Origin of the sequence: Photobacterium sp. 1_MG-2023 (assembly GCF_030547945.1) — a bacterium.
Lineage (GTDB): Bacteria > Pseudomonadota > Gammaproteobacteria > Enterobacterales > Vibrionaceae > Photobacterium.
In genome coordinates this window covers 160,335-183,560 of the sequence record NZ_JAUORR010000004.1, presented here as the reverse complement: position 1 = coordinate 183,560, position 23,226 = coordinate 160,335, and the positions used below count along the sequence as shown (strand labels likewise).

At 51.0% G+C, this 23,226-nt stretch carries 21 protein-coding genes, 1 riboswitch and 1 other annotated feature; of the genes, 7 read left to right on the top strand and 14 right to left on the bottom strand.

Annotated elements, in window-relative coordinates; genetic code table 11:
• Nucleotides 1–6: 6 nt before the first annotated feature.
• Entirely contained in the window at nucleotides 7–978 is a 972-nt protein-coding gene (locus tag Q4579_RS05775) for a lytic transglycosylase domain-containing protein (protein ID WP_303562402.1), read from the top strand.
• 98 nt (nucleotides 979–1,076) lie between these two features.
• Here the strand turns inward: Q4579_RS05775 and Q4579_RS05770 are convergent, their stop codons facing one another.
• Nucleotides 1,077–1,469, bottom strand: a complete 393-nt coding sequence (locus tag Q4579_RS05770; RefSeq protein ID WP_303562401.1) for an H-NS family nucleoid-associated regulatory protein — start codon at nucleotides 1,467–1,469, stop codon at nucleotides 1,077–1,079.
• Nucleotides 1,470–1,841: 372 nt separating this feature from the next.
• A riboswitch (Lysine riboswitch) is annotated at nucleotides 1,842–2,022 on the top strand.
• A 100-nt stretch (nucleotides 2,023–2,122) separates the two neighbouring features.
• Between Q4579_RS05770 and Q4579_RS05765 the strand changes: the two genes are divergently transcribed.
• Nucleotides 2,123–3,724 carry a Na+/H+ antiporter NhaC family protein gene (locus Q4579_RS05765; RefSeq protein ID WP_303562399.1) on the top strand — a complete coding sequence of 534 codons (1,602 nt, stop codon included), beginning with the start codon at nucleotides 2,123–2,125 and terminating at the stop codon, nucleotides 3,722–3,724.
• A 180-nt stretch (nucleotides 3,725–3,904) separates the two neighbouring features.
• Nucleotides 3,905–4,507, top strand: a complete 603-nt coding sequence (locus tag Q4579_RS05760; protein ID WP_303562398.1) for a thymidine kinase — start codon at nucleotides 3,905–3,907, stop codon at nucleotides 4,505–4,507.
• 113 nt (nucleotides 4,508–4,620) lie between these two features.
• Here Q4579_RS05760 and hisIE read toward each other — a convergent pair whose 3' ends face one another.
• The 12 genes from hisIE to Q4579_RS05700 all read right to left on the bottom strand — a co-directional run bounded on the left by hisIE (nucleotide 4,621) and on the right by Q4579_RS05700 (nucleotide 15,427).
• Nucleotides 4,621–5,256 (bottom strand): bifunctional phosphoribosyl-AMP cyclohydrolase/phosphoribosyl-ATP diphosphatase HisIE, encoded by a 636-nt coding sequence (hisIE, locus tag Q4579_RS05755; RefSeq protein WP_303562396.1) that lies wholly within the window; start codon nucleotides 5,254–5,256, stop codon nucleotides 4,621–4,623.
• Nucleotides 5,253–6,026 carry an imidazole glycerol phosphate synthase subunit HisF gene (hisF, locus tag Q4579_RS05750; protein WP_303562394.1) on the bottom strand — a complete coding sequence of 258 codons (774 nt, stop codon included), beginning with the start codon at nucleotides 6,024–6,026 and terminating at the stop codon, nucleotides 5,253–5,255. Before hisF ends, hisIE begins: the two co-directional genes overlap by 4 nt.
• A 13-nt stretch (nucleotides 6,027–6,039) precedes the next feature.
• Nucleotides 6,040–6,774: a 1-(5-phosphoribosyl)-5-[(5-phosphoribosylamino)methylideneamino]imidazole-4-carboxamide isomerase gene (gene hisA / locus Q4579_RS05745; protein WP_303562393.1), complete on the bottom strand. Its 735-nt coding sequence runs from the start codon at nucleotides 6,772–6,774 to the stop codon at nucleotides 6,040–6,042.
• A gap of 17 nt (nucleotides 6,775–6,791) precedes the next feature.
• Nucleotides 6,792–7,424, bottom strand: coding sequence for an imidazole glycerol phosphate synthase subunit HisH (hisH, locus tag Q4579_RS05740; protein WP_303562391.1), 633 nt, complete (start codon nucleotides 7,422–7,424; stop codon nucleotides 6,792–6,794).
• On the bottom strand, nucleotides 7,424–8,497 hold the full coding sequence (hisB, locus tag Q4579_RS05735) for a bifunctional histidinol-phosphatase/imidazoleglycerol-phosphate dehydratase HisB (RefSeq protein ID WP_303562548.1): 1,074 nt from the start codon (nucleotides 8,495–8,497) through the stop codon (nucleotides 7,424–7,426). Before hisB ends, hisH begins: the two co-directional genes overlap by 1 nt.
• A gap of 14 nt (nucleotides 8,498–8,511) precedes the next feature.
• Nucleotides 8,512–9,567 (bottom strand): histidinol-phosphate transaminase, encoded by a 1,056-nt coding sequence (hisC, locus tag Q4579_RS05730; protein ID WP_303562390.1) that lies wholly within the window; start codon nucleotides 9,565–9,567, stop codon nucleotides 8,512–8,514.
• Between the two features lies 1 nt (nucleotide 9,568).
• Nucleotides 9,569–10,891 carry a histidinol dehydrogenase gene (gene hisD, locus Q4579_RS05725; protein WP_303562388.1) on the bottom strand — a complete coding sequence of 441 codons (1,323 nt, stop codon included), beginning with the start codon at nucleotides 10,889–10,891 and terminating at the stop codon, nucleotides 9,569–9,571.
• A 5-nt stretch (nucleotides 10,892–10,896) separates the two neighbouring features.
• The gene (gene hisG, locus Q4579_RS05720; RefSeq protein ID WP_303562386.1) at nucleotides 10,897–11,793 is read right to left on the bottom strand and encodes an ATP phosphoribosyltransferase; all 897 of its coding nucleotides are present in this window, start codon (nucleotides 11,791–11,793) and stop codon (nucleotides 10,897–10,899) included.
• A 48-nt stretch (nucleotides 11,794–11,841) separates the two neighbouring features.
• Nucleotides 11,842–11,980: a sequence feature (His leader region), on the bottom strand.
• 161 nt (nucleotides 11,981–12,141) lie between these two features.
• Nucleotides 12,142–12,627, bottom strand: coding sequence for a YchJ family metal-binding protein (locus Q4579_RS05715; RefSeq protein WP_303562385.1), 486 nt, complete (start codon nucleotides 12,625–12,627; stop codon nucleotides 12,142–12,144).
• 3 nt (nucleotides 12,628–12,630) lie between these two features.
• Entirely contained in the window at nucleotides 12,631–13,845 is a 1,215-nt protein-coding gene (locus Q4579_RS05710; protein WP_303562383.1) for an EAL and HDOD domain-containing protein, read from the bottom strand.
• Between the two features lie 304 nt (nucleotides 13,846–14,149).
• Nucleotides 14,150–14,881 (bottom strand): UDP-2,3-diacylglucosamine diphosphatase, encoded by a 732-nt coding sequence (lpxH, locus tag Q4579_RS05705; RefSeq protein WP_303562382.1) that lies wholly within the window; start codon nucleotides 14,879–14,881, stop codon nucleotides 14,150–14,152.
• Nucleotides 14,882–14,929: 48 nt separating this feature from the next.
• On the bottom strand, nucleotides 14,930–15,427 hold the full coding sequence (locus Q4579_RS05700) for a peptidylprolyl isomerase (RefSeq protein WP_211647606.1): 498 nt from the start codon (nucleotides 15,425–15,427) through the stop codon (nucleotides 14,930–14,932).
• A 282-nt stretch (nucleotides 15,428–15,709) separates the two neighbouring features.
• On the opposite strand from Q4579_RS05700, the gene cysS reads away from it, so the two are divergent.
• The 4 genes from cysS to Q4579_RS05680 all read left to right on the top strand — a co-directional run bounded on the left by cysS (nucleotide 15,710) and on the right by Q4579_RS05680 (nucleotide 22,039).
• Nucleotides 15,710–17,089: a cysteine--tRNA ligase gene (cysS, locus tag Q4579_RS05695; protein WP_303562380.1), complete on the top strand. Its 1,380-nt coding sequence runs from the start codon at nucleotides 15,710–15,712 to the stop codon at nucleotides 17,087–17,089.
• Nucleotides 17,090–17,426: 337 nt separating this feature from the next.
• A complete protein-coding gene (locus Q4579_RS05690; protein ID WP_303562379.1) occupies nucleotides 17,427–19,271 on the top strand; it encodes a carotenoid oxygenase family protein in 1,845 nt (614 codons plus the stop codon).
• A 72-nt stretch (nucleotides 19,272–19,343) separates the two neighbouring features.
• Nucleotides 19,344–20,951, top strand: a complete 1,608-nt coding sequence (locus Q4579_RS05685; RefSeq protein ID WP_303562377.1) for a D-arabinono-1,4-lactone oxidase — start codon at nucleotides 19,344–19,346, stop codon at nucleotides 20,949–20,951.
• Between the two features lie 56 nt (nucleotides 20,952–21,007).
• Nucleotides 21,008–22,039, top strand: a complete 1,032-nt coding sequence (locus tag Q4579_RS05680) for a hypothetical protein (protein ID WP_303562375.1) — start codon at nucleotides 21,008–21,010, stop codon at nucleotides 22,037–22,039.
• A 36-nt stretch (nucleotides 22,040–22,075) separates the two neighbouring features.
• On the opposite strand, the gene Q4579_RS05675 is transcribed toward Q4579_RS05680, so the two are convergent.
• Nucleotides 22,076–22,921, bottom strand: a complete 846-nt coding sequence (locus tag Q4579_RS05675) for an ion transporter (protein ID WP_303562373.1) — start codon at nucleotides 22,919–22,921, stop codon at nucleotides 22,076–22,078.
• Between the last annotated feature and the right edge of the window lie 305 nt (nucleotides 22,922–23,226).

The following is a 23,226-nucleotide window of genomic DNA, read 5'->3' as shown; positions in this document are numbered from 1 at the left end:
ATGGATATGCGTAAGCAATGGCTCGTAGGTCTGGTGGCCTTAGGAATTGGCATTTCATCGCCGATGGCGTCGGCAGATGAAGGTTTTGATGACTATATTATTGGTTTGAAACAGGAAGCACGCTCGAAAGGGATTGATGACTCAATTCTGGAGGAGGCGTTTGCCGGTGTTCAGTTCATTGAGCGTGCTGTCACAGCGGATAAAAATCAGCCAGAGAAAAAGCTGACTCTGGATGAATATTTACCCAAAGCTGTGCCGCAATGGAAAATCGATCAGGCAAATCGATATTACCGCCAACACAAACAAGCGCTGGAGCGTATCGGACGTCAGTATGGTGTACAGCCACGCTTCATTGTTGCACTGTGGGGGGTTGAAAGTAATTTCGGTAAACTGACCGGTTCTTACAATGTGATCGAAGCACTCAGTACGCTGGCTTATGAAGGCCGGCGGGAAGCTTTTTTTCGTGATCAGGTCATGGCTGCGCTGACGATTCTTCAGCAAGGTCACATCCATGCGGCAGAAATGAAAGGTTCCTGGGCTGGTGCGATGGGGCAACCGCAGTTTATGCCAACGTCCTATCTGACTTTTGCCGTCGATGGAAATGGTGATGGGAAAGCGGACATCTGGAAAAGTGAGCCTGATGTTTTTGCGTCAGCCGCGAATTATCTGAGCAAGTCAGGCTGGAATGACACTTATACCTGGGGCCGTCAAGTCACGATTCCAGACAGCTTGAGTGACAGTCTGAAAGGGGTCGAGTTGCAGAAAGGAAAAACCTTATCTGAATGGCAGGCGTTAGGTGTACGTCGTCTGAATGGTGCGGCTTTACCGAAAGTAGATATTCAGGCGTGGCTGGTTCAGCCTGATGATAACCATGGGCGGGCTTATCTTGTGTATGGGAATTACCAGACACTTCTGAAATGGAACCGCTCACATTACTTTGCGCTGGCGGTCAGCACACTTGCAGACAGTATTCGTTAAGCAAATCCTGAAGCGTGGCTGGTATACACAAAGTGCATTCAGGATGAAATGAAAAAGCCCGGCAATGTTTGCCGGGCTTTTCTATTGAATCAGCACGATTAAATTTTGAAATCGTCCAGAGATTTACCTTCGTCCAGTGCTTTTTTCAGTGCACTTGGCGTACGGCCTTGGCCAGTCCAGGTTTTCTCTTCACCGTTTTCGTCGATGAACTTGTATTTTGGCGGACGAGCAGCACGCTTGGTTTTTGTTTTACCAATGTTTGCCATCAGCTCTTCCGGGTCAATACCATCAGCCATCAGCATGTCACGGTATTGCTTCAGTTTCTCTTCACGCTCTTTTTCTTTTGCGACTTCTTCAGCTTCTACTTCTTCACGTTCAGCAACAACGGTCTGAAGTTTTTCCAGTGCTTCTTTCAGTTGCTCCAGTGAATATTCGCGGGCAAGAGCACGAAGACTACGTAGATTTAATAGCGCTTTCATTGCATCAGACATTTCAAGATTCCTGTAGATGTTATACTAATAATTAGCGGTAAACTTTATAACAGCAATAGTAATACTTTTTAAAGCCATCTGCCAAATGAAATCTCTAAAACAGGAAAATAAATTGCGTGTTTTTTATACGTGTCTGCTTAATAATCTTCAGAAAAAGGGAAGGGCTCACTTTTTCGCTTGTAATTAATTTGAGACATCTCTAATTCTCTGAACCAATTAAATGCTCATCAGTTCATATTCTTTGCCTGTATTATCAGATGTAAATGTAAGTAAATTCAAACGAGTGGTCAGTCGTGATTCAGCTCACTTGGTTAAAGTTGTGCTTTCATGGTTGCAAATTAGATAACAAAACGTAGAATACGCGATTCCTTGACTAAGGGTAGAGGTGCATTGTCTATTAGTAACTGACGGGAGGTGATCCCAATGAGCGTCAGTGAAAGGAGCCAGTGCCGAAGTGAGGCTGAACCGTCAATTCGCCTTGCTGGGGTTGTCATCGAACAGGGACAACACTGCCATAGTAACTTACAATTAACTATGGAGCGCTACTGTGGGGTCTGGAGAAGCAATTTGCTTCCTTCCTATGTCGCTTCCCAACACGGTGGAAACTGTGTTCAGCAGTAGATCTCCAACCTGAATCGGTTGTAGTAGAGATCATGAACCTTATCGATTTTTCCCAATCTTCAATTTCATTATTGCCGCCTTTAGTGGCATTAAGCCTGGCGATTTTGACCCGGCGGGTCCTGCTTTCATTAGGTGTTGGTATCCTGATGGGAACATTATTACTCACGGACTTGAGTGCTGGTCATTCTATTACCTATCTCAGTCATAAGGTGAAAGGCCTTTTTATTGAGGATGGCGGCCTGAACACCTGGAATATGAGCATTGTTGCCTTCTTGCTCTTATTAGGGATGACAACAGCACTCTTAACGCTGTCTGGCGGAACCCGGGCGTTTGCTCAGTGGGCACAAACGAAAATCAAGAGCAAGCGCGGCGCCAAACTACTGGCCGCATTTCTTGGGGTCTTTATTTTCGTTGACGACTATTTTAACAGTCTTGCCGTCGGCTCTATTTCACGCCCGGTGACGGATCGTTTTTATGTTTCCCGTTCGAAGCTGGCCTATATTCTCGATTCTACTGCAGCCCCCATGTGTGTTCTGATGCCTGCTTCCAGTTGGGGGGCATATATCATTACAGTTGTTGGCGGTATTCTGGTTTCACATGGTGTGACTGAATATTCTGCGCTGAGTGCATTTATTCAGCTTGCACCAATGAACTTTTATGCGGTATTCGCACTGCTCATGGTTTTTGTTGTGGCCTGGTTCCAATTGGATGTTGGCTTGATGAAAAAGCATGAAGTGCATGCCAGCCATGCACGCGGATTTGACAGCGATGAAATACATGCCGAAGCAAAAGATCTGAATGATGAGCTGGAAATCGAAGAAAGTGAGAATGGGAAAGTCGGCGATCTGATTATTCCGATTCTGGTTCTGGTTGCAGCCACCTTATTCTTTATGATTTATACCGGCAGCCAGAGTTTAACCGCTGACGGAAAACCTTTTTCTGTTCTTGGTGCATTTGAATCAACCAATGTGGGTGCGTCACTTTGTTATGGTGGCCTGCTGGGATTGTTGTCTGCGCTGGTTGCTGTTGGTCGTCAGAAAATGCCGGCCAAACAAGTGCTGCATGCACTGTGGATTGGTGCAAAATCTATGTTCGGTGCCATTTTGATTCTGTTCTTTGCCTGGACAATTGGCAGTGTGATCAGTGATATGGCAACCGGGCAATTCCTGTCAACCCTGGTCCAGGGCAATATTGATCCGGTTTGGTTGCCTGTGATTTTATTTTTGCTGTCTGGCCTGATGGCTTTTTCAACCGGAACTTCCTGGGGCACATTTGGCATCATGTTGCCGATTGCAGGTGATTTGGCCGCGGCGACAGAAATTAGCTTAATGTTGCCGGTACTGGCAGCGGTTCTGGCCGGTTCTGTGTTTGGCGACCATTGTTCCCCGATTTCGGATACCACGATTCTGTCCTCGACTGGTGCTCGTTGTCATCATATGGACCATGTGTCGACCCAGCTCCCTTATGCGCTAGCTGTCGCGCTGGTCGCGTCGGTCGGTTACGTGGTTCTGGGAATGACAGACTCGCTGGCTGTGTCGTTTATGGCAGCGACTGTCACTTTCCTGCTGGTGTGTGTCGGTCTTGGCTGGCTGGCGAAGCAGCCGTTGAAAGGGACTCGCGAAGCCGTGCGGTAATTGTCCGGCACCGTGAAGAATTCAACCGGTTGAGTCGCTGCTCAGCCGGTTTTTTTTTGGGGTGGAAGTTTGTTTCCTGCACGAATTGTTACGGAATGCTCTGATCAGCTGTGATCTGCTTCCAATGCACATCCATCTTCGGTAGCATCAGCCGGTATTCAGAGTTGAGCGGATAGCCTGATGGCACAAATGTATTTTTATTACTCGGCCATGAATGCCGGGAAATCAACGACCCTGCTGCAGTCGTCGTTTAACTATCGTGAACGCGGGATGACACCTGTGATTTTTACCGCGGCAATTGATAACCGTTTTGGCACAGGAAAAGTCAGCTCCCGGATTGGCTTGTCTGAGGATGCAGAGCTGTACGGCACAGAGGATAACTTGTGGGAGAAACTGTCCCGGATGAATCAGGTGTCTCGTGTGGATTGTGTGCTGATCGACGAGTGCCAGTTTCTGACTAAAGCGCAGGTCCATCAATTGACCGAAGTGGTTGATAAACTGGATATTCCCGTGCTTTGCTATGGCTTACGCACAGACTTCCGGGGTGAGTTGTTTGAGGGAAGTCAGTATTTGCTGGCCTGGTCAGACAAATTGGTGGAACTGAAGACCGTGTGTCATTGTGGCCGGAAAGCCAATATGGTCATTCGGCATGATGCATCTGGTAAAGCCATTGCGGACGGCGCCCAGGTTGAAATTGGTGGCAATGACAGATATGTGTCTGTGTGCCGCAAGCATTATAAAGAAGCGATTGAGGAAGCAAATGAGACGGCCGCATCGCTCTGATCGGTTGTGTTGATTTGTCGTTAAAGGAAGCCAGAGAAAGGCTTCCTTTTTTAATGAACTTGTTTCACGGATGCGGGTTTCAAATCTGCCGAAGTTCAGAACACACTGACGGCTCAGGCCCCCGTGTGACGTTCCTGAAGTTTTGCAATCACATCCGACAGACTCAGCCCCTGGTCCTGAAGTAAGACAAGCAGGTGGTACATCAAATCGGCCGATTCCGAAATTAACTCCGCTTTGTCACCCGACGTTGCCGCAAGCGCGACTTCAACGCCTTCTTCACCCACCTTCTGCGAAATCCGCTTGGTGCCACGGGCATAGAGGCTGGCGGTATAGGAGGATTCGGGATCGGCGCCTTTACGGGCTGCCAGCACTTGCTCCAGTCGGTGAAGAAACACCAGATCAGGAACCGTGGCAGATTCACCGTCGCTGGTGGTGCCTTGATCGAAGCAGGTGGTCGTTCCCAGATGGCAAGTCGGCCCGACAGGTTCAGCACTGACCAGCAGGGTGTCCTGATCGCAGTCGAGCTGGATTTGTCTGAGCTGCAGCACATTGCCTGAAGATTCACCTTTGGTCCACAGGCGTTGTTTGCTGCGCGACCAGAACGTTACCTGACGGGTTTCCAGTGTTTGATTCAGCGCTTCATCATTCATATAGCCCAGCATCAGCACCTGGCCGCTACGGCTGTCCTGGACGACGGCAGGCACCAGACCATTCACCTTATCCCAATTAATTTCACTGCTCAGGTTCATAGTCGGATCTCCACCTGTTGTTGTTTGAGGTACTGCTTGAGTTCACCGATATTGATGACTTGCTTATGGAAGACGGATGCCGCCAGTGCGCCGTCGACGCGTGCAATCTTGAAGGCATCTGCAAAGTGCTCCATTTCACCGGCACCGCCAGATGCGATCAGCGGGACATGGCACAGATCGCGGACCCGATTCAGTTGAGTGAGATCATAGCCCTGGCGCACGCCATCCTGATTCATCATGTTCAGCACGATTTCACCAGCGCCAAGGCGCTGGACTTCCTGAATCCAGTTGGCTGTTTCCCACTGCGTGACCTGAGTTCGGGTTTCATCGCCGGTGAACTGATACACCTGATATTGACCGGTCTCGGCATCAAAGTAAGAATCGATGCCGACCACGATGCATTGCACACCAAACTTATCTGCCAGCCGGGTAATTAAATCCGGGTCTGCCAGCGCAGGGGAGTTAATGGAAATCTTATCGGCACCAAATTGCAGAATTTGCTGGGCATCTTCTGCAGATTTAATCCCGCCTGCCACACAGAAAGGTATGTCGATTACTTCTGCGACACGTTCGACCCAGCTTTTGTCCACCACACGGCCATCACTGGAAGCGGTAATATCATAAAACACTAATTCATCGGCCCCTTCTTCGGCATAGCGTTTTGCCAGTGGGACAATGTCTCCGATAATTTCATGGTTCCTGAATTGAACCCCTTTGACCACCTGGCCATCCCGAACATCCAGGCAGGGAATAATACGTTTTGCTAACATGTCAGGCTCCTTGTCATTCATTCCAGCAGGCAAAGGCCTGTTCTGCAGTAAACTTCCCGTCCAGCAGGGCGCGGCCAACAATCACGCCTGCAACGTCGGTCTCTTTCAGGGCGGCAATATCATCTAATGAGCCAATGCCACCAGAGGACTGGAACCGGATGTCCGGGTATTGTGCGCAAAGATCCCGGTACAGGGCGACGTTGGAACCCGCCAGCGTGCCGTCTCTGGAAATATCGGTACACAGTACATGTTTCAGGCCCACGGTTTGGAAATTGTCGATCAGTGCCTCAATGGTGACACCGGAATCTTCCTGCCAGCCGGAAACGGCAACTTTTCGCTGGCCGTCGGCATCAATATTGACATCCAGTGCCAGCACGATGTGCTCCGGGCCATATTTTTCCATCCAGCCTTTGACCATGTCCGGCGACTTGACGGCGGTTGAGCCGACGACCACACGTTGTGCGCCGGCATTCAGCAGGTCGGAGACATCCTGCTCGGTACGCACACCGCCGCCAATCTGAATCTTTGCCGGTGTACTGGCGAGCAGGGTGCGAATCAAATCCAGTTGTCTTGCTGAAGTGTCTTTGGCACCGGTCAGATCCACGAGGTGGAGCCAGTCGGCACCAGCTTGATGGTACAGTGCAAACTGCTCTGCAGGGTTCACTTGATATTCAGTGACCTGACCGTAATCCCCTTGAAAGAGACGGACAACCTGGCCTTCAATTAAATCGAGTGCGGGAATAATCATAAACAGTCCTTGTCATCCTACATTTCGAGAAAGTTTTTGATGAGCTGTGCGCCCGCTTTACCGGAACGTTCCGGGTGAAATTGCACGCCGTAATAATTGCCGCTCTGAACCGCGGCAGTAAAGGGCTTGCCGTAATCGCAATGGGCGATGGTACGTCCTTGTTCAGTGTTGAAGGCAGGCATGGCGTAGCTGTGTACAAAGTAAAAGTAAGTGCCTTCAGGAATGTCTTTGAACAGCGGGTGTTCCGGTTCCGGCGTAATGGTGTTCCAGCCCATGTGGGGAAGAGGCAATTCGCCGGTCTCCATTTTTACAACGGGTGCCGGACACAGACTCAGGCAGGGAACCTGTTTTGTCCCATTCAGGCCCTGTTCTTCGGAGTATTCGCCCAGCAACTGCATGCCGAGGCAAATGCCAAGCAGGGGTTGTTCGACCTGACTGACGAGGCGAATCAGATCGCGCTCAGTCAGATTTTTCATGGCTTCGCTGGCGGTGCCCACACCAGGCAGAAAAAGTTTGTCTGCCCCCAGCACAATCTCAGGATCACGGCTGACGGTCACGTCATAACCCAGTCGTTCAATGGCAAACCGGACCGAGGACACATTCGCGCAGCCGGTATCAATGATGACGACTTGTTGTGATGTTTGTGTCATTACAGGACCCCTTTACTGCTTGGCAGTTCATTCCCATCGACGCGAATGGCCTGACGCAGGGTGCGGCCAAAAGCTTTAAATAAACTTTCCACGATGTGGTGATCATTGTTACCGGCGGAAGACAGATGCAGGGTACAGGCCAGTGTGTCCGTAAGTGAACGGAAGAAGTGTGGCACCATTTCAGTGGACAGATCACCGACGTTCTCACGGCTGAAGCTTGCATCGAACTTCAGGTAAGGACGGCCCGACAGATCCAGCGCGCACTGTGCCAGACATTCATCCATCGGCAAGCTGAAACCAAAGCGGCCAATCCCGCGCTTATCGCCCAGTGCTTCTTTCAGCGCCTGTCCCAATGCCAGCGCGGTATCTTCAACGCTGTGGTGATCATCGATGTGTAAATCACCTTCGACAGTCAACTGGAGCTGGAACCCGCCGTGAGTGGCAATCTGATCCAGCATGTGGTCAAAAAAGCCCAGACCTGTCTGGATGACGTTACCACCGGACTGATCCAGATTGACCCGAACCCGGATATCGGTTTCCTTGGTTTTACGGACGACTTCAGCAATACGCGGCCGTGTGGTGAGGTCGGTGACAATCTGTGCCCAGCCCATGGTGTCACGATTGTACTGAATGCCACGAATCGCCATGTTGTCGGCCAGCTGCAAGTCTGTCTGACGATCGCCAATCACGGCGGAGGTTGCAAAGTCGACACGGCCCTGTTGCAGATAATCTTTCACCAGCCCCAGCTTGGGTTTGCGGCAGCTGCAATTGTCGTGGTCAAAATGCGGGCAGATCAGGACGTCGTCAAACCGCACACCCTGCGATTCAAAAATATCCATCATCATCTGATGGGGCGCATCAAAGTCAGCCTGCGGATAACTGTCTGTTCCCAGACCATCCTGATTGGTGACCATCACCAGCCGGTATCCGGCTTCCTGCAATTTCAGCAGGGCAGGAATGACCGCAGGCTCAAGGGCCAGCTTATCCAGCCGATCGACCTGAAAGTCCACTGGCGGTTCGACAATCAGCGTGCCGTCACGGTCGATAAAGAGTATTTTTTCCTTGCTCACAATAGGATCCTTCCAAATTACGAAATCTTGTCGATCTGGGCACGAATGAAGGCCAGCGTTTTTTCACACTCATCCCGGCTGCCGATACTGATGCGAATGCAGTTTTCAATCGGGGAACGGCGCAGAATAATGCCGCTGTCCCACAGGGCCTGGAATAAAGCGTCACCGTCCGGAAAACGCACCAGCAGGTAGTTGCCATAGCCATCATAAACCGTGACGCCTGGCAGCATGCTCAAGCCAGCCTGAAGGTAAGCGCGATTGGCGCTCAGATCCAGGACCTGGAATTTGGTTTTCGCCAGTCCGGCGGGAGACAGCGCCTGAATGGCAATATCTGCAACAGGCACGGGAACCGGATAAGGTGCAATCACTTTGAGCAGCAGCTCAATAACTGCCGGATTAGCCAGAGTGAAGCCACAGCGGAGTCCGGCCAGCGCGAATGCTTTGGATAGGGTACGCAGAATCACCAGATTGGAATATTCCGCCAGCAGATCGACGGTGGATGCTTCCGGACAGAAGTCAATATAGGCTTCATCCATCACCACGAGCGCTTTGTCCTGCGTAATATTCAGCAGCTCGATAATATCTTCACGACGGATCAGGTTGCCGGTCGGATTATTTGGGCTGCAGACGAAAACCAGCTTCACGCCGTCCAGATTGTCGCCAATTGCGGTCAGATCCAACTGCCAGTCCTGCGTCAACGGGACTGGCTTGACTCCGACATCAAAGGTTTCTGCGCTGATGCTGTACATGCCGTAGGTTGGCGGACAGTAAAGAATGCTGTCTTGTTTGGTCTCGCAGAATGTACGAATCAGCAGTTCAATGCCTTCATCGGCCCCCCGGGAGGTCAGCACCTGGGATGGATCCACTCCGGCATAATTCGCATAAGCTTCAATCAGGGCTGCGGGCTGGCAGGTACTGTAACGGTTCAGCCGATCGCACTGAATGTTATATTCATTGACGAAAGGAGACTCGTTGGCATTCAGCCAGATATCACCGCTGCCACCCAGACGGCGTGCCGACTGGTAGGGCGTCATGTCGCGAACGGTTTTACGAGCCAGTAGTTCAGGATTCATATTAAGCCTCTTTCATCGTCGATGGGCTGGTGGAAGACTGTTTGATTTTTTCGACCCGGATGCTGACCGCACGGCGGTGCGCATCCAGACCTTCTGCGGTTGCCATGGTTTCAACCGTTGGAGCCAGACCCAGCAAGCCGTCTGTACTCAGCTCCTGAACGGTCATACGCTTGGTGAAATCGGCCAGTCCCAGGCTGGAGTAAGTTTTGGTGTAGCCATAGGTTGGCAGCACATGGTTGGTACCGGACGCATAGTCACCGACCGATTCCGGCGACCAGTGGCCCAGGAAAATCGATCCGGCATTGTCCAGTAGGGAGACCAGTTCACGCGGGTTACGGGTTTGAACGATCAGGTGCTCCGGACCATAGTGATTTGAAATCGAGATGCACTGTGTGATGCTGTCTGCAATGATCATCAGGCTGGCGCCCAGTGCCTGCCGTGCAATATCTGCCCGGGACAGGCTTTGCAGCTGGCGGCCAATGGCATCTGCAACGCGGTCGGCCATGCTTGGATCCGGTGTGACCAGCACGACCTGCGAATCCGGGCCGTGTTCAGCCTGACTGAGCAGGTCAGCCGCGATGAAATCCGGATCTGCCGTACTGTCGGCAATCACCATCACTTCCGACGGACCGGCAGGCATGTCAATGGCGGCGCCATTGAAGTCGTTGCTGACCTGTCGTTTGGCTTCGGTCACAAACGCATTGCCCGGGCCAAAAATCTTATCGACTCTGGCAATACTTTCTGTGCCGAAAGCCATGGCTGCAACGGCCTGCGCGCCCCCGACGTTATACACATCGGTAATGCCACACAGTTGTGCGACATAGAGAATCTCGTCTGCAATCGGGGGCGGAGAGCACAGAACAACGCGGCGGCAGCCTGCAATCTGTGCCGGTACACCCAGCATCAGAACTGTAGAGGGTAGGGGCGCGCTCCCGCCCGGAATATACAGGCCAACGGCATTGATTGGGCGGGTGACCTGCTCACAAATCACGCCGGGCTGAGTTTCCACCTGAAGTGGCTTGGTTTTCTGCGCTTTGTGGAATTTGGCAATGTTGCTGTAGGCCTGCTGGAGCGCTTGCTTCATGTCATCCGACAGGCGGTTTGCTGCCGCTTCAATGGCTTCCGGCGAGACTTTGATGGATTCAGGCCGGATTTTGTCGAATTTCTCAGTCAGATCCAGCAGCGCTTCGTCGCCCCGCACCCGTACATCGGCGATCACATCGCGGACGATGGCGGAAATATCCTGACCTGCTGAAATTGCCGGACGCTGTAACAGGGTTTCACGCTGTGCTTCACTCAGAGATTGCCATACAACCGTCTTCATGGGGATCACTCCATCATTTTCTCAATCGGCAGCACCAGAATTGAACTTGCGCCCAGTGCTTTGAGCTGTTCCATGGTTTCCCAGAACAGGTTTTCGGAACTGACCAGGTGAACAGCCACGCGGCTTTTATCGTGGGACAGTGGCAGTACCGTTGGGTCTTCGGCACCTGGCAGGAGGGCGGTGACCTGCTCCAGACATTCGGTTGGCGCGTGCAGCATGATGTACTTGGATTCTTTTGCCTGAATCACACCCTGCATCCGGGTCAGTAAGCGCTCGATCAAGGCTTGCTTGTCGGCGCTGAAATCGCCGCTGCGCTGAATCAGTACGGCTTTTGACTGGAGGATGACTTCGACTTCCTTCAGGCCATTGGCTTCCAGTGTTGCACCGGTTGAGACCAGATCACAGATCGCATCCGCCAGCCCGGCGCGAGGCGCAACTTCAACGGAGCCGTTCAGCATACAGGTGCTGAAAGACACACCTTGCTCGCTCATATAACGTTTCACCAATTGCGGATAAGTGGTTGCGATACGCTTGCCTTGCAGATCCTGCGGACCATTGTAGTCTTCATCCTTGTCGATGGCGATGGAGAGACGACAACCGCCGAAGTCCAACCGGCGGAGTTTCACATAGTTGCTTGGCTCATTCCGGGCAGCACGTTCAAGGCCGACTTCTTCCAGTTCGTTTTCTCCAATAAAACCTAAATCAACCACGCCATCCATAATCAGACCGGGAATGTCATCATCACGAACGAGTAATAAGTCGATGGGCATATTTTCACTGTGAACAACCAAACGCTCACCGATCAGATTGAACTTCACGCCACAGCGCTTCAGCAAATCTTTACACTCTGTGCTCAGACGTCCTTTCTTTTGTATTGCGATTCTCAGTCGTTGTGTCTGCATGATGACATTCCCTATATGCTTGATTTCAAATTTTTTTGTGGGTGCTCAAACGAAAAACCCCCGGAAGATTTCTCTTCCGGGGGTCTGAATGCTGCTTTATTGTAGCGACCACTGGAAGAAGCGAATTCTCGTCTTCCAGATGAGGCGTATCCTCCTGAAAGACTAGTCAGGATGATGGTGATGATGTTGTAGATTAACCATTGGGATACGCATAATTATTTGCTCTGTCTAAATCGTTATTGACTTTGAACGTGTCATTCACACTAACCAAGCTCTTGAGATTTTGCAATAGTTAATTAGTACATTTTCAAATTTTCTTGAGTGTCCTTATGGCGCAGCGGCATGCGATTACAGACAACATTTTTTAAATTTTTTCCCGCTGCCACAAGGGCAAGGGTCGTTTCTGCCTGTTTTCTCGTCTGATTTCGGGTGAGGGTATTCGCCATCGATGTAGAACCATTGCCGCTGGTTCCCGACCGTTTCCCGTAAAAAGCGTGAATTTTCGTGCAAACAGCACTCCTTGCCCTGTTCACGATAAAAGGCCTTGAATTCAACATATCCCTCGGTGTCGCTGGCAAGACTGCTGCCAAGGACTTCCAGGCCCAGCCATTCACTGTGGATGGACTCAGCGATGGCATCACGAAACTGTTCTGCCTCGCAACTGGGGTGATAGGTATTCACAACAAAATCAACCCGTCCCAGTACATGGGCACTGTAACGCGCCCGCATCAGCTGCTCCGGGTGGGTCGCAGCTGATGGGTCAAGGTGGACGGGAGCACAGCAGGTTTCGAGTGGTTCCCGGCTGCCGCAGGGGCAAACAGTTGTTTCTTTCATGGGTTATTGCAGTTCTTCAATGCGGGTAACCCATTCTACGGATTCCAGATAGCGCTTCGCAACGTTTTCGTTTTGTAATCCCAGCTGTTTGCACATCGCATCAACCAGTGACCAGTCTGCCTGATCGTAAGCACAGACGAGTGATAACAGATATCCCAGTTCACCACTGCGCTGAATCAGCGCATCCTGAATGGTGATATCCAGTGGCAGCATCGGGATCAATACATCCATCGGCTGATCCAGTAATGAATCCAGCATGGAAAACAGGCCGGTCAGAAAGGCACGGTTACTGTTGAGTTTCGGAGAGATGTCCTCGGCCAGTAACTCACACAGATGCGCACGCTGCAAGGACAGGCAATATAAGGATGGCGGCTTGTTTTTGGTGACATGGGAGGTCGCGACAAAACTGATAAACCGGCGTAACCTTTCCTGTCCCAGATAAACCAATGCCTGTTTGAACGATGAGATTGGCACGGCCCGGTTGGACGTAATCGCATTGACGTGCCGGAGCAATTTATAAGAAAGCGATAAATCTGTCGCGATGACTTCTTCGGCGGCGTCGAAATTCACATCGTCCTGACAGATTTGCTGATACAGGCGAAGTGTTGTCAGTGCGGAGGGGCTGAGGGTTTTTTGCTGCATCATTTCAGGTCTGCTGAAGAAATAGCCCTGAAACAGATGAAAACCCGCAGCTTTTGCTTCCTGAAATTCCGCATACGTTTCTACTTTTTCTGCCAGAAACTGAATGGGTTTGTCCTGATGTCGACGAATAAAAAAGCGTGCTTTTTCAATCGGTGTCAATTGCAGATCAAATTTCACGATATGGACGAAAGGCAGAAAGCGGTTCCATTCCACACTCGGATTAAAATCATCCAGTGCGATGAGAAATCCGCGTTGGAACAAGTCTTTGACGGTCGTCAGTAAAGCTTCTGAGGGGGTGCAGTCTTCCAGTACTTCAATGACGAAGCTGTTTGACGGGAACAGCAGAGGTGTACCTTGCAGCAGGCTTTTTTCAGGAAAATTGACGAATGCCAGTTTTCCACCACAAATGTCGTTTGAACCGTTCGAAAAAAAATTATCTAAAAGCAGGCGATTCGTCGCCTCTTCCGGCGGAACATTGGGAAAACAGTTCTTGGGACCGTCTCTGAAAAGCAATTCATAGCCAATGGTGGCTTTGTCTCGGTCTAATACGGGCTGTCTCGCAAGATAAGAATACATAGTATCAGTACTGTTTATGGTTATGTTGGCGAGGGGTTGCAAAGCCAGAAGTCCTTGTTGATGAGTCATCCGCATGACAGGGGTAGTCCATTAGATTACTTATAATTATCATTGATAGGTAATATTCGCAGCAGAACTTTCCACCGGATGTGAACTATCGCTGAGAAATTACGCGCCTTGTGATCTTCAGCCCAAAAGATGTGTTGGATAAATAAAAATAATCAGCACATCTGAAGGGATAACAGAAAGTACAATGGTCAATGATTGAGCTGATGAATGCCAGTGGCATGACTTTCAAGTCATCTCAGGCTACCTGAAATCGTCTGGTTTCAAGTTGATTCCCATCGGGTGTGCAGATGAGTACCGACCCCTGATCATACCAATCCCCTAAGACTATTCGCGTCGCCTGCTGATGGTCCACCTGAAGGGTATGGACAGCGGGGCGGTGCGTGTGTCCGTGGATCATGTGCTTCACCTGAGTTTCACGCATCAAATCAACGACAGCTTCCGGTGTAACATCCATGATCGCATCTGCTTTCATTTGATTCGTATTGCTGCTGTTGGCTCTCATTTTGCGACCCACAGCCTGCCGCCACGACAAAGGTAGTCTCAGAAACAGCCATTGAATCAGTGGATTGTGGACCTTTTTTCGATAGCGCTGATAACTTTCATCCAGTGTACACAGCGTATCGCCGTGAAGGATTAAGGTTGGGGTACCATATAGGTCAATGACCGTATGTTCGGGTAAGAGCGTCATACCGGTTTCGCGGCTGAACTGTTTGCCGATCAAAAAATCCCGGTTGCCGTGGATAAAATAGCAGGGGACCCCCGCGTCCGTCAGCGTTTTGAACGCCTCAGTAATCTGCCGGTGAAAGGGATTTTTATCGTCGTCACCAATCCACATCTCAAACAGATCACCCAGCACGTACAGTGCTTCGCATTGGGTGGCTTCTTCAGACAGAAATCGAAGGAAACAATTCGTAATATCGGGGCGATCTGCACTCAAATGCAAATCTGCAATAAAGCAAGTGGTCATAGCATCCAAAAGAACGTGACCGGTGAACCCGGCCACGAACAGAGTATTTTATTCTTCGATGGTGACGGAGTTAATCACCACTTCTTCAACGGGTACGTCCTGATGAACATAACCCCAGTTGCCGGTTGCAACGGCTTTGATTTTGTTCACAACATCCATGCCTTCAACCACTTCGCCAAATACACAGTAACCCCAGCCGTCTGGCGTCTCTGATTTGAAGTCCAGGAAGTTGTTGTCGTTCACGTTAATGAAGAACTGAGAGCTGGCTGAATGCGGTTCCATGGTGCGAGCCATCGCGATGGTCCCCGTTTTGTTGCTCAGGCCGTTGCTTGCTTCATTTTTGATCGGATCGCGGGTTTCTTTCTCAACCATACCGGAAGCCATGCCGCCGCCCTGGATCATGAAGCCGTCAATCACACGGTGGAACAGGGTGCCATTGTAAAAACCATCACGGCAATATTGTAGGAAGTTGGCGCTGGTTTCTGGTGCTTTTTCTGAGTTCAGCTGAATTTTAATGTCACCAAAAGTGGTGTGAAGCGTTACCATGAGCTTATCCTTAACTGGAGTGTATTGCTTTAAACCCTGAATTCTAACGAACTAAGTCAAAGCGTCAATACACGTTGAACGGGCTGATTTTATCCTTTTAACTATAGAAGAGCGTTCTGAGAGGTAAAATCAGGTCGAAAACTCAGCGAGCATCTGAGCCCGGAAGCGCTCGGGCACCGGACAGTAAAAGATGAAGTGGCCTGACTGCACCTAGCATCTTGAGGACACATGAGTATAATCAGTCCTTTGAATCGTAACCCCGAAAATGAGTAATTATCAGACATGTTAAAGATCTATAACTCACTGACTCGACAAAAAGAGGAATTTAAACCCATCGTGCCTGGCAAGGTCGGCATGTACGTCTGTGGGGTTACAATTTACGATTTATGTCACATCGGCCACGGTCGGACTTTTGTCGCGTTCGACGTGGTGTCGCGCTACTTGCGTTACAGCGGTTATGATCTGACGTTTGTCCGTAATATCACAGATATTGATGACAAAATCATCAAGCGAGCAGCAGAAAACGGCGAGAGCTGCGATATGCTCACAGAGCGCCTGATTGGTGAAATGTACGCCGATTTTGATGCGCTGGGTATGGCGCGTCCGGACGTTGAACCGCGGGCAACCAAATTTATTGCTGAGATTATTGCGCTGTGTGAGCGTTTGATCGCACGTGGTTTTGCTTATGTGGCCGACAATGGCGATGTCATGTTTGAAGTCAGCAAGTACGATGAATACGGCAAACTGTCCGGACAGGATCTGGAACAGCTGCAGGCCGGTGCGCGTGTTGATATCGAGACCGCGAAACGCAGCCCGCTGGACTTTGTGCTGTGGAAAATGTCCAAGCCGGGTGAACCAACCTGGGAATCACCTTGGGGACCGGGTCGTCCGGGCTGGCACATTGAATGTTCAGCCATGAACTCAGCGATTCTGGGCGATCACTTTGATATTCACGGTGGGGGTTCAGATCTTCAATTCCCGCACCATGAAAACGAAATCGCTCAGTCTTGCTGCGCCCACGGCACCCAGTATGTGAATACCTGGATGCACAGCGGAATGGTGATGGTTGATCGCGAGAAGATGTCTAAGTCTCTGGGGAATTTCTTCACGATTCGTGATGTTCTGAATCATTACGATGCAGAAACCGTGCGTTATTTCCTGATGTCGGGCCATTACCGCAGCCAGCTGAACTACAGCGAGGATAACCTCAAGCAGGCACGTTCAGCGCTGGAGCGTCTGTACACGGCGCTGCGTGGTCTGGACAGCACGGTTGCAGCGGCAGGTGGTGAAGCATTTGTTGAGCGCTTTAAAGCGTCAATGGATGACGATTTCAATACCCCGGAGGCGTATTCAGTGCTGTTTGATATGGCGCGCGAAATTAACCGCCTGAAAGCGGAAGATCTGACGGCTGCGTCTGCGTTGGGTGCGCGCTTGCGTGAACTGGGCGAAGTGCTGGGGCTGCTGGCTCAGGAACCGGAAACCTTCCTGCAAAGTGGTGCCAAGCAAGATGATGTTGCTGAAATCGAATCACTAATTCAGCTGCGTCTGGATGCCCGTGCTGCGAAAGACTGGACTGCAGCGGATGCCGCACGTGACAAGCTAACGGACATGGGGATCATTCTTGAAGATGGCCCGCAGGGGACAACCTGGCGCCGAAAGTAAGGTGTCACTGTTCCTGAGTGCATAAAATGAGACAAAAAAGAGCCGCGATATTTCAGCGGCTCTTTTTTTATGCTTATTTCCGGGAAATACCAGGTTATTCAATCGGAAAATTTTCTGGTTGTTTGTTTTTTGCTCTTATTAACTCATTCATAAATAGTGTGAAGTGCTCTCTCATTAGATACTGTCTTGCAAAAACACAGCTAATAATGAATTTCTTTGTAAATGAGCTGATTTTTGCATGCGTATCTTGATGTATTTTGCAAAAACCTAAAACTTTCCTTTTATAAAATGATTCGCCGCTAGAGTTACGTTTACAGATAACCAGCGGATATTCGTGATGAAAAGAAGGTCTTTTTTAAAAGGACTGGCTGGCGTGGCAATGACACCGGTCAGTCGTTATGCCTTTCCTTCGCCCGCATCCTCCTCATTTCCTCAGAGCATTATGGATGCGCATCTCACTGATCAGTCAGGTGAGTTGTCTTTGTTATACGGGCAGTTGCCGGGTGACGTGTTCGGGCATGTGTTTTTTGCGGAGGGTATTCCGCTGGAAGAGGGCCATTTCACTCCCAGCGGCCGGGGAGCGCTGACCCGGATTGATTTCCAACCGAATGGCATCCCTCAGTTTACGCGTAAAATGATTCAGACTCCGTCGGTTCTCATGCAGCAGTTCATTGACAGCTGGCCGGATCGATTTCGCCTGCTGGGTGGGATGGTGCATTACAGCCCGACCATGGGGTTTGTGAATACGTGCAATACTGCCCCGAATTTTATGGGTAACAATCGCTTTGCGTTGAGTTTTGAAGGGGGGGTGCCCTATGAGTTTGATGCGATGTCGCTGGAGCTCATCACGCCGATTGGTCATTACGATGAATGGAAAAGCAGCCTGCCGCCTTTCATTGACGCACTGACGCCGGAGAAATGGTTATTTCCACAAGTGAGGACCACGGGACATCCTTATTTTGATCTGGAAACACAAGCGTGTTTCACCATCAATTACGGCGGCAATATTGGCAACATTGGCACCGCAGCGGGTTTTGTTGACCTGATCCGCTGGGATCAGCAGGGTGCACTCAAGCGCTGGCAAGTGGTTGGCAGAGATGGCCGACCGGCGTTTATTGCTGCAACCGCGCACTCTCTGGGGGTCACCCGGCATCATATTCTGATTTTCGAAACGGCGGCCCAGGTCGAGCCCCTGCGGATGATGGGCATTCGCAGTGTTGCACCGCAGCAGCATCGCACACCGGTCTGGATTATCCGCAAGAAAGATTTGAAAGCCGGAAACACACAGGTTGTCGCGGACTATCTGGCGCTGAATTTCGACACCTCTGATGTGATGTGTAACTACGATGATCACGATGATGAAATCACCTTATATGGCCAGTATTTGGGGGCTATGGATAAATCGGAGCCGCAATATCACTGGGAGCGGTGTCAGTTCGGGGGCCGGGTGTCAGCGCGTATTGCCGGTTATCCCGCTGCACCGGTTGATGTGGGCGGACTGACCCGGACCCGGATTCAGGTCAAACCGGATCGTGTTCGCGAGATCCCCACAGATTTCCGGCTGCTGCGTGATGATCAACTGTTCTGGGACATGAATGATCCTGCGTATCAGGGGCATTTCCAGTTTCCTGAAACTTTTGAACATATCTACTGGGCCGCCGTCGGTTACCGGCCAGAACATGTTGTCAAGCGCGTGGCCGATGCTTACAGCCAGTACCCGAATCGCTTCTACACCAACGACACCTTACCGCAGGAAACCCGACCTTCCGCACTGGTTCATCTGGATTGCAACACCATGACGTTAACGGACGCTTATCAATTTCCTGAAGACTGTGTCATGCGCACGCCCCAGTTTATGTCCAGACCTGATGCGAGCTCACAGCAGGATGGGTATGTGTTCACGGCAGTGGTGCGTCAGCAACCGACGCAGGGGATCGGCAACGGGAAGGAGATTTGGTTGTTTGATGCCCAGAATCTGACACAGGGACCGATTGCCATTTTAGGGCACCCGGCACTGAATTTTGCCACCACCAATCATGCCCTTTGGGTGCCGGAGATTGGTCCGCGGCCAGACGACAGTTACCGGGCTGAGGTGGGTGACTTTTTCAGAAATCGTGCTGATGCGCACAGTCGTGCGGTCCGGGACGTGATCGAAACTCAGATCTTACCGCGGTTTGGCTAAGGAAAACGGCCCCTTCACTCGTGTGGCGGTTCAGACAATCGGAAGGGCACAACGCATAAAAGGGAAATCCTCATGAAAAAAATCGGACGTTTGTTGTTTGTGCTGGTGGCCGCCGTCGGTGTGGCTTTTGTGATTCATTCCAGTGAGCCGGAGACAACCCTGACCAATTATCAGGGGACTTATACCTGTCATCCGGGGGTGATTTATGATCCTGCCTCAGTTGAAGAAGTTGAGGAAATTGTGGCATCAGCGCTGGCGGAAGGAAAAACCGTGATGACGGGAAACCGTAAATTTGCCAGCCAGATTGATGCGGCCTGTGCCGGGGAAGGGCAGGTTCAGATCACCCTGAAAAATATGGATAAGATTGTCCATTTTGATGCTGCTCAAAAGCAGGTGACGGTCGAAGCAGGGATGCGATTTAACGACCTGAATGAATTTCTCCGCGCGCAGGGACTGGCGGTGAATATGGTCACTGAACTGGGAACCTTTACCATCGGCGGCATGCTGGGCAGTGGGACTCATGGCTCGACTCTGGATAAGCCCAGCAATATGCTGGCCGATTATGTGACGGCCATGAAAGTGGTGGACGGACAAGGGCAGTCCCGAGTCCTGACCGGAGATTTATTGAATGCGGCCCGGGTGAATCTGGGGGTACTCGGCGTGGTGGTGGAAGTCACCTTGCAGCTTGAAGATGCGTTTAAGGTCAGGGCAAGCGTGAATGGCTACCGGAGTGATGACGGACTGGAAGATCAGGTGCTGGACATTGCCCGCAGTCATTATTCGGCCAATATTGCCTGGTTTCCCGGTCTGGGCCGCTATACCACAACCATTTATGAACCGGTGCCTTTAGATACCCCGGGAAACGCTTATAACGCGCAGGCGGATGTATCGGATCTGGAGGAGTTTTTCTTCGGCCTGCTGTTCAATGCGGCTCATGAGTTTCCGGGGAGCGGACTGCAGTGTCTGGCAGCTTCTGCCCGGTATCAGGCCAGAGCGGACTCTTATTTCAGGGATCTGGAGACAGGCCGGAAAGTGCGTGATCCGGTCGGGCATTCAGATCAGATGCAGTATTTCAAATGTAAAGATCCGAACCGCTGTATCTGGGACCGGTTGCCGATTGCGTTACAGGAAGTGGCAATTGATATCGAGCAATTACCGGACTGGATCCGGGATGTCCGCCAGATCGTTGCGGCTTATCCCAAAACTTGTTTCCCATTGAATGGGATCTATTTCCGCTTTGGGCAGGCTTCGAAAAGTTATCTGGGGATGAGTGCCGGACGGGATACAGCCTTTGTCGGCATCGAATATACCCTGCGTCAGGAAGGGAGGAAGGCCCCCAAAAATTACTTCGTGAATCTGGAAATCGAGCAGATGTCGCTGCGTAAATACGGTGCGCGGCCCCACTGGGGCAAAAACTCGGTGGCGATCTTTGAAGACATGCCATCCCGTTTCAATCGCTGGCCGGAGTTCCTGCAAGCTAAAGAAACGCTGGATCCCTTCAATGTCTTTACCAATCCGTTCTGGCAGCGAGTCAGTGGGGAAATCCCGCTGGAGGATTACCAGACCCCCGGCTGTAACACCCGTGGAGAGTGCTACTGCCAGACCGACGCACATTGCGACGCCGGAACAAGCTGTCAGGCCGGTTTGTTCTTTGAAGATGCACGGATTTGTCGTCCTTGACTCTGTATCGGTGCGACACGGCTTTGTGCCGCACAGTGACTGATGGAGGCAGCAGCATGAAATTGATGGTGGCAGCTTGTGTGCTCTGGTGTCTGAGCTGGAACGCGCTGGCGACAACGTTGGACGACATTCGTCCTCATTCGCCGACGAGTCAGACGTGGAGTGAGCAATGGTTTTATTATCTGAATGATCCGCATGTCGGCTATTTCAAAATCAGCGCCCAGACGTATCTCACGCCAGAAATGACGACGCCGCACGAACGGGGCTACCTGCATGTGGTGTATGCCCCGATTGGCGGTCCGCAGGTGGTGATTGACCGGTATTTTGATCAGGTTGAACTGGCAGGTAAACCCGGCAGTGAAGCCTTCCGGTTTCGTGTGGCTGGACTGGTCGATATTGATCAGACCGGCATCCGGCTGTCTCTGCCAGATTTGTCTTTTGAGTTAGCTTATACCGGTGCGCATCGGCATTATGCCAGCGGGGAAAATCCCGGTCAGAATCCGTTTGGTTGGATAGGTGATTTACCCGGTGTGGCGGTAAACTATTTTGTGTATACCCTGGGTACGCCCAGCACATACCAGTTTCAACTGGGCAATATCCGCCACCAGGGTCAGGGCGTCACCTATTTGGATAAAGGCTGGTTTGATGCCGCGAAAAGCCAGGGTTTTATTTTTGTCGGCGCTTTTACGCCGCAACATCAGCTGATGCTGACCGGTGGTTCACAGGACGGATCGCCGCTGGAAATCTGGGTCGGCCGGATGATGTCTGAAGCGGTGGACTGGCGGATAGGGTCGTCACTGGTTGGCCTGAGTGTGACCAAAGAATCCGACGCTTGCCGGGGCTATCTGAAACTGACCGTGTCCAAGCTGGGCAGAAAAATGGAAGTGGAAGCCAGCTCGGATCTGACAGATTTTTATCTCTCTGCGATGCCATCCAAGGTGGTGTTCGGCCAGACACTGCCGATTATGAAATCTATGAATGCGCAGATTACTGCGAAAGTTTACCACTGGGGAAAGCTGGTGGATGAAATGCAAGTGCCGCAGGGGCTGCTGGAATTCAGTGGCAGTGAGGCCTGTCCCCAGTTGTGAATTGCCCGGCGCATTGCGTGCCGGGCAAGGTTGTTTTTAAGAGTCTGCCGATGGCACGACCCGGTGTTCCGGATCGGCCAGTTGGCTGCCGCAATGTTTACAGAACATCGCATCGGTTTCATGGCCGGACCGGGAACAGTTCATACATTTCACCAAAGTGCGGTGAAGTTGCGTTTGATGCCCGATTTCCGCGGAGATAATCCCGGTGGGGACAGCAATGATGGAGTAACCCATCAGCATAGTAAAAGAAGCCAGCGCTTTCCCCAGATCAGATTGCGGGACAATATCGCCGTAGCCCACGGTCGTCAGCGTGACGATCGCCCAGTAAATGCTGTAAGGAATACTGGTGAAGCCATTTTCCGGCCCTTCAATCACAAACATCAGCGAACCGAACACGGTGACCAGCACCGCGACTGTGGTAAAGAAAATCATGATCTTACGGCTGGATTGCAGCAGAGAACGCAGCAGCAGGTTGGAGTCCTGCAAGTATCGCATCAGCTTCAGGACACGGAAAATCCGCATCACCCGCAGCAATCGGATGACCATCAGGTAATGCGCGGCCGGAAACAGAAAAACAAGATAAGTCGGTAATATGGCCAGCAAGTCGACCATGCCATAAAAGCTGCGTGCATAGGCCGCGGGCTTGGGCGAACTGTATAGGCGTAGCGCATATTCAACAGTGAATATCAGTGTAAAACACCATTCCATCCAGAAAAAAGCCTTGCCCCAGCTCGAACCAATACTGCTGACAGAGCCCAACATCAGGACGGTGATTGAAGCCAGAATAATCACAATTAAGGCGATGTCGAAAGTCTTACCCGCCGGTGTGTGCGTGCCAAAAATGGTGACGTAGATTTTTTCCTGAAGTGCTGAACGGGCCATAACATGTATCTGTTTGATTGAAAGACAAAAGCATACTGAAGTGTAGCGACCGTTGCCAAGTTGTTGTTCAGCGCCAGCGTGAAAATGGGAGACTGACTGTTTCTTTTCGCATCACTGTCGGATAGATGCCGTGCTTTTTAGAATATGTGCTATGTTGCACTGGTTCGGATGGAATCCGTACAAGAAGCATTTTCAAAGAGTTCTCGTTTTGGGCAATTGTGGCTTAGGCTTTATGAGGTTTGGCGCTCATCCGAAAGTGGTATCTCAGCCAGAAGGCGATTGTCAGAAGGCGCGGGTCTTCAAAT

Bases quoted from the DNA above. Each gene is read 5' to 3' on its own strand.
- Q4579_RS05775 (WP_303562402.1), top strand. From the start codon at position 7: ATGCGTAAGCAATGGCTCGTAGGTCTGGTGGCCTTAGGAATTGGCATT.
- cysS (WP_303562380.1), top strand. From the start codon at position 15,710: ATGTTAAAGATCTATAACTCACTGACTCGACAAAAAGAGGAATTTAAA.
- Q4579_RS05765 (WP_303562399.1), top strand. From the start codon at position 2,123: ATGAACCTTATCGATTTTTCCCAATCTTCAATTTCATTATTGCCGCCT.
- Q4579_RS05680 (WP_303562375.1), top strand. From the start codon at position 21,008: ATGAAATTGATGGTGGCAGCTTGTGTGCTCTGGTGTCTGAGCTGGAAC.
- Q4579_RS05675 (WP_303562373.1), bottom strand. From the start codon at position 22,921: ATGGCCCGTTCAGCACTTCAGGAAAAAATCTACGTCACCATTTTTGGC.
- Q4579_RS05715 (WP_303562385.1), bottom strand. From the start codon at position 12,627: ATGAAAGAAACAACTGTTTGCCCCTGCGGCAGCCGGGAACCACTCGAA.
- Q4579_RS05685 (WP_303562377.1), top strand. From the start codon at position 19,344: ATGAAAAAAATCGGACGTTTGTTGTTTGTGCTGGTGGCCGCCGTCGGT.
- Q4579_RS05690 (WP_303562379.1), top strand. From the start codon at position 17,427: ATGAAAAGAAGGTCTTTTTTAAAAGGACTGGCTGGCGTGGCAATGACA.
- hisA (WP_303562393.1), bottom strand. From the start codon at position 6,774: ATGATTATTCCCGCACTCGATTTAATTGAAGGCCAGGTTGTCCGTCTC.
- Q4579_RS05710 (WP_303562383.1), bottom strand. From the start codon at position 13,845: ATGTATTCTTATCTTGCGAGACAGCCCGTATTAGACCGAGACAAAGCC.
- hisH (WP_303562391.1), bottom strand. From the start codon at position 7,424: ATGACACAAACATCACAACAAGTCGTCATCATTGATACCGGCTGCGCG.
- hisIE (WP_303562396.1), bottom strand. From the start codon at position 5,256: ATGAACCTGAGCAGTGAAATTAATTGGGATAAGGTGAATGGTCTGGTG.
- hisF (WP_303562394.1), bottom strand. From the start codon at position 6,026: ATGTTAGCAAAACGTATTATTCCCTGCCTGGATGTTCGGGATGGCCAG.
- hisC (WP_303562390.1), bottom strand. From the start codon at position 9,567: ATGAATCCTGAACTACTGGCTCGTAAAACCGTTCGCGACATGACGCCC.
- lpxH (WP_303562382.1), bottom strand. From the start codon at position 14,881: ATGACCACTTGCTTTATTGCAGATTTGCATTTGAGTGCAGATCGCCCC.
- Q4579_RS05770 (WP_303562401.1), bottom strand. From the start codon at position 1,469: ATGTCTGATGCAATGAAAGCGCTATTAAATCTACGTAGTCTTCGTGCT.
- Q4579_RS05760 (WP_303562398.1), top strand. From the start codon at position 3,905: ATGGCACAAATGTATTTTTATTACTCGGCCATGAATGCCGGGAAATCA.
- hisD (WP_303562388.1), bottom strand. From the start codon at position 10,891: ATGAAGACGGTTGTATGGCAATCTCTGAGTGAAGCACAGCGTGAAACC.
- Q4579_RS05700 (WP_211647606.1), bottom strand. From the start codon at position 15,427: ATGGTAACGCTTCACACCACTTTTGGTGACATTAAAATTCAGCTGAAC.
- hisG (WP_303562386.1), bottom strand. From the start codon at position 11,793: ATGCAGACACAACGACTGAGAATCGCAATACAAAAGAAAGGACGTCTG.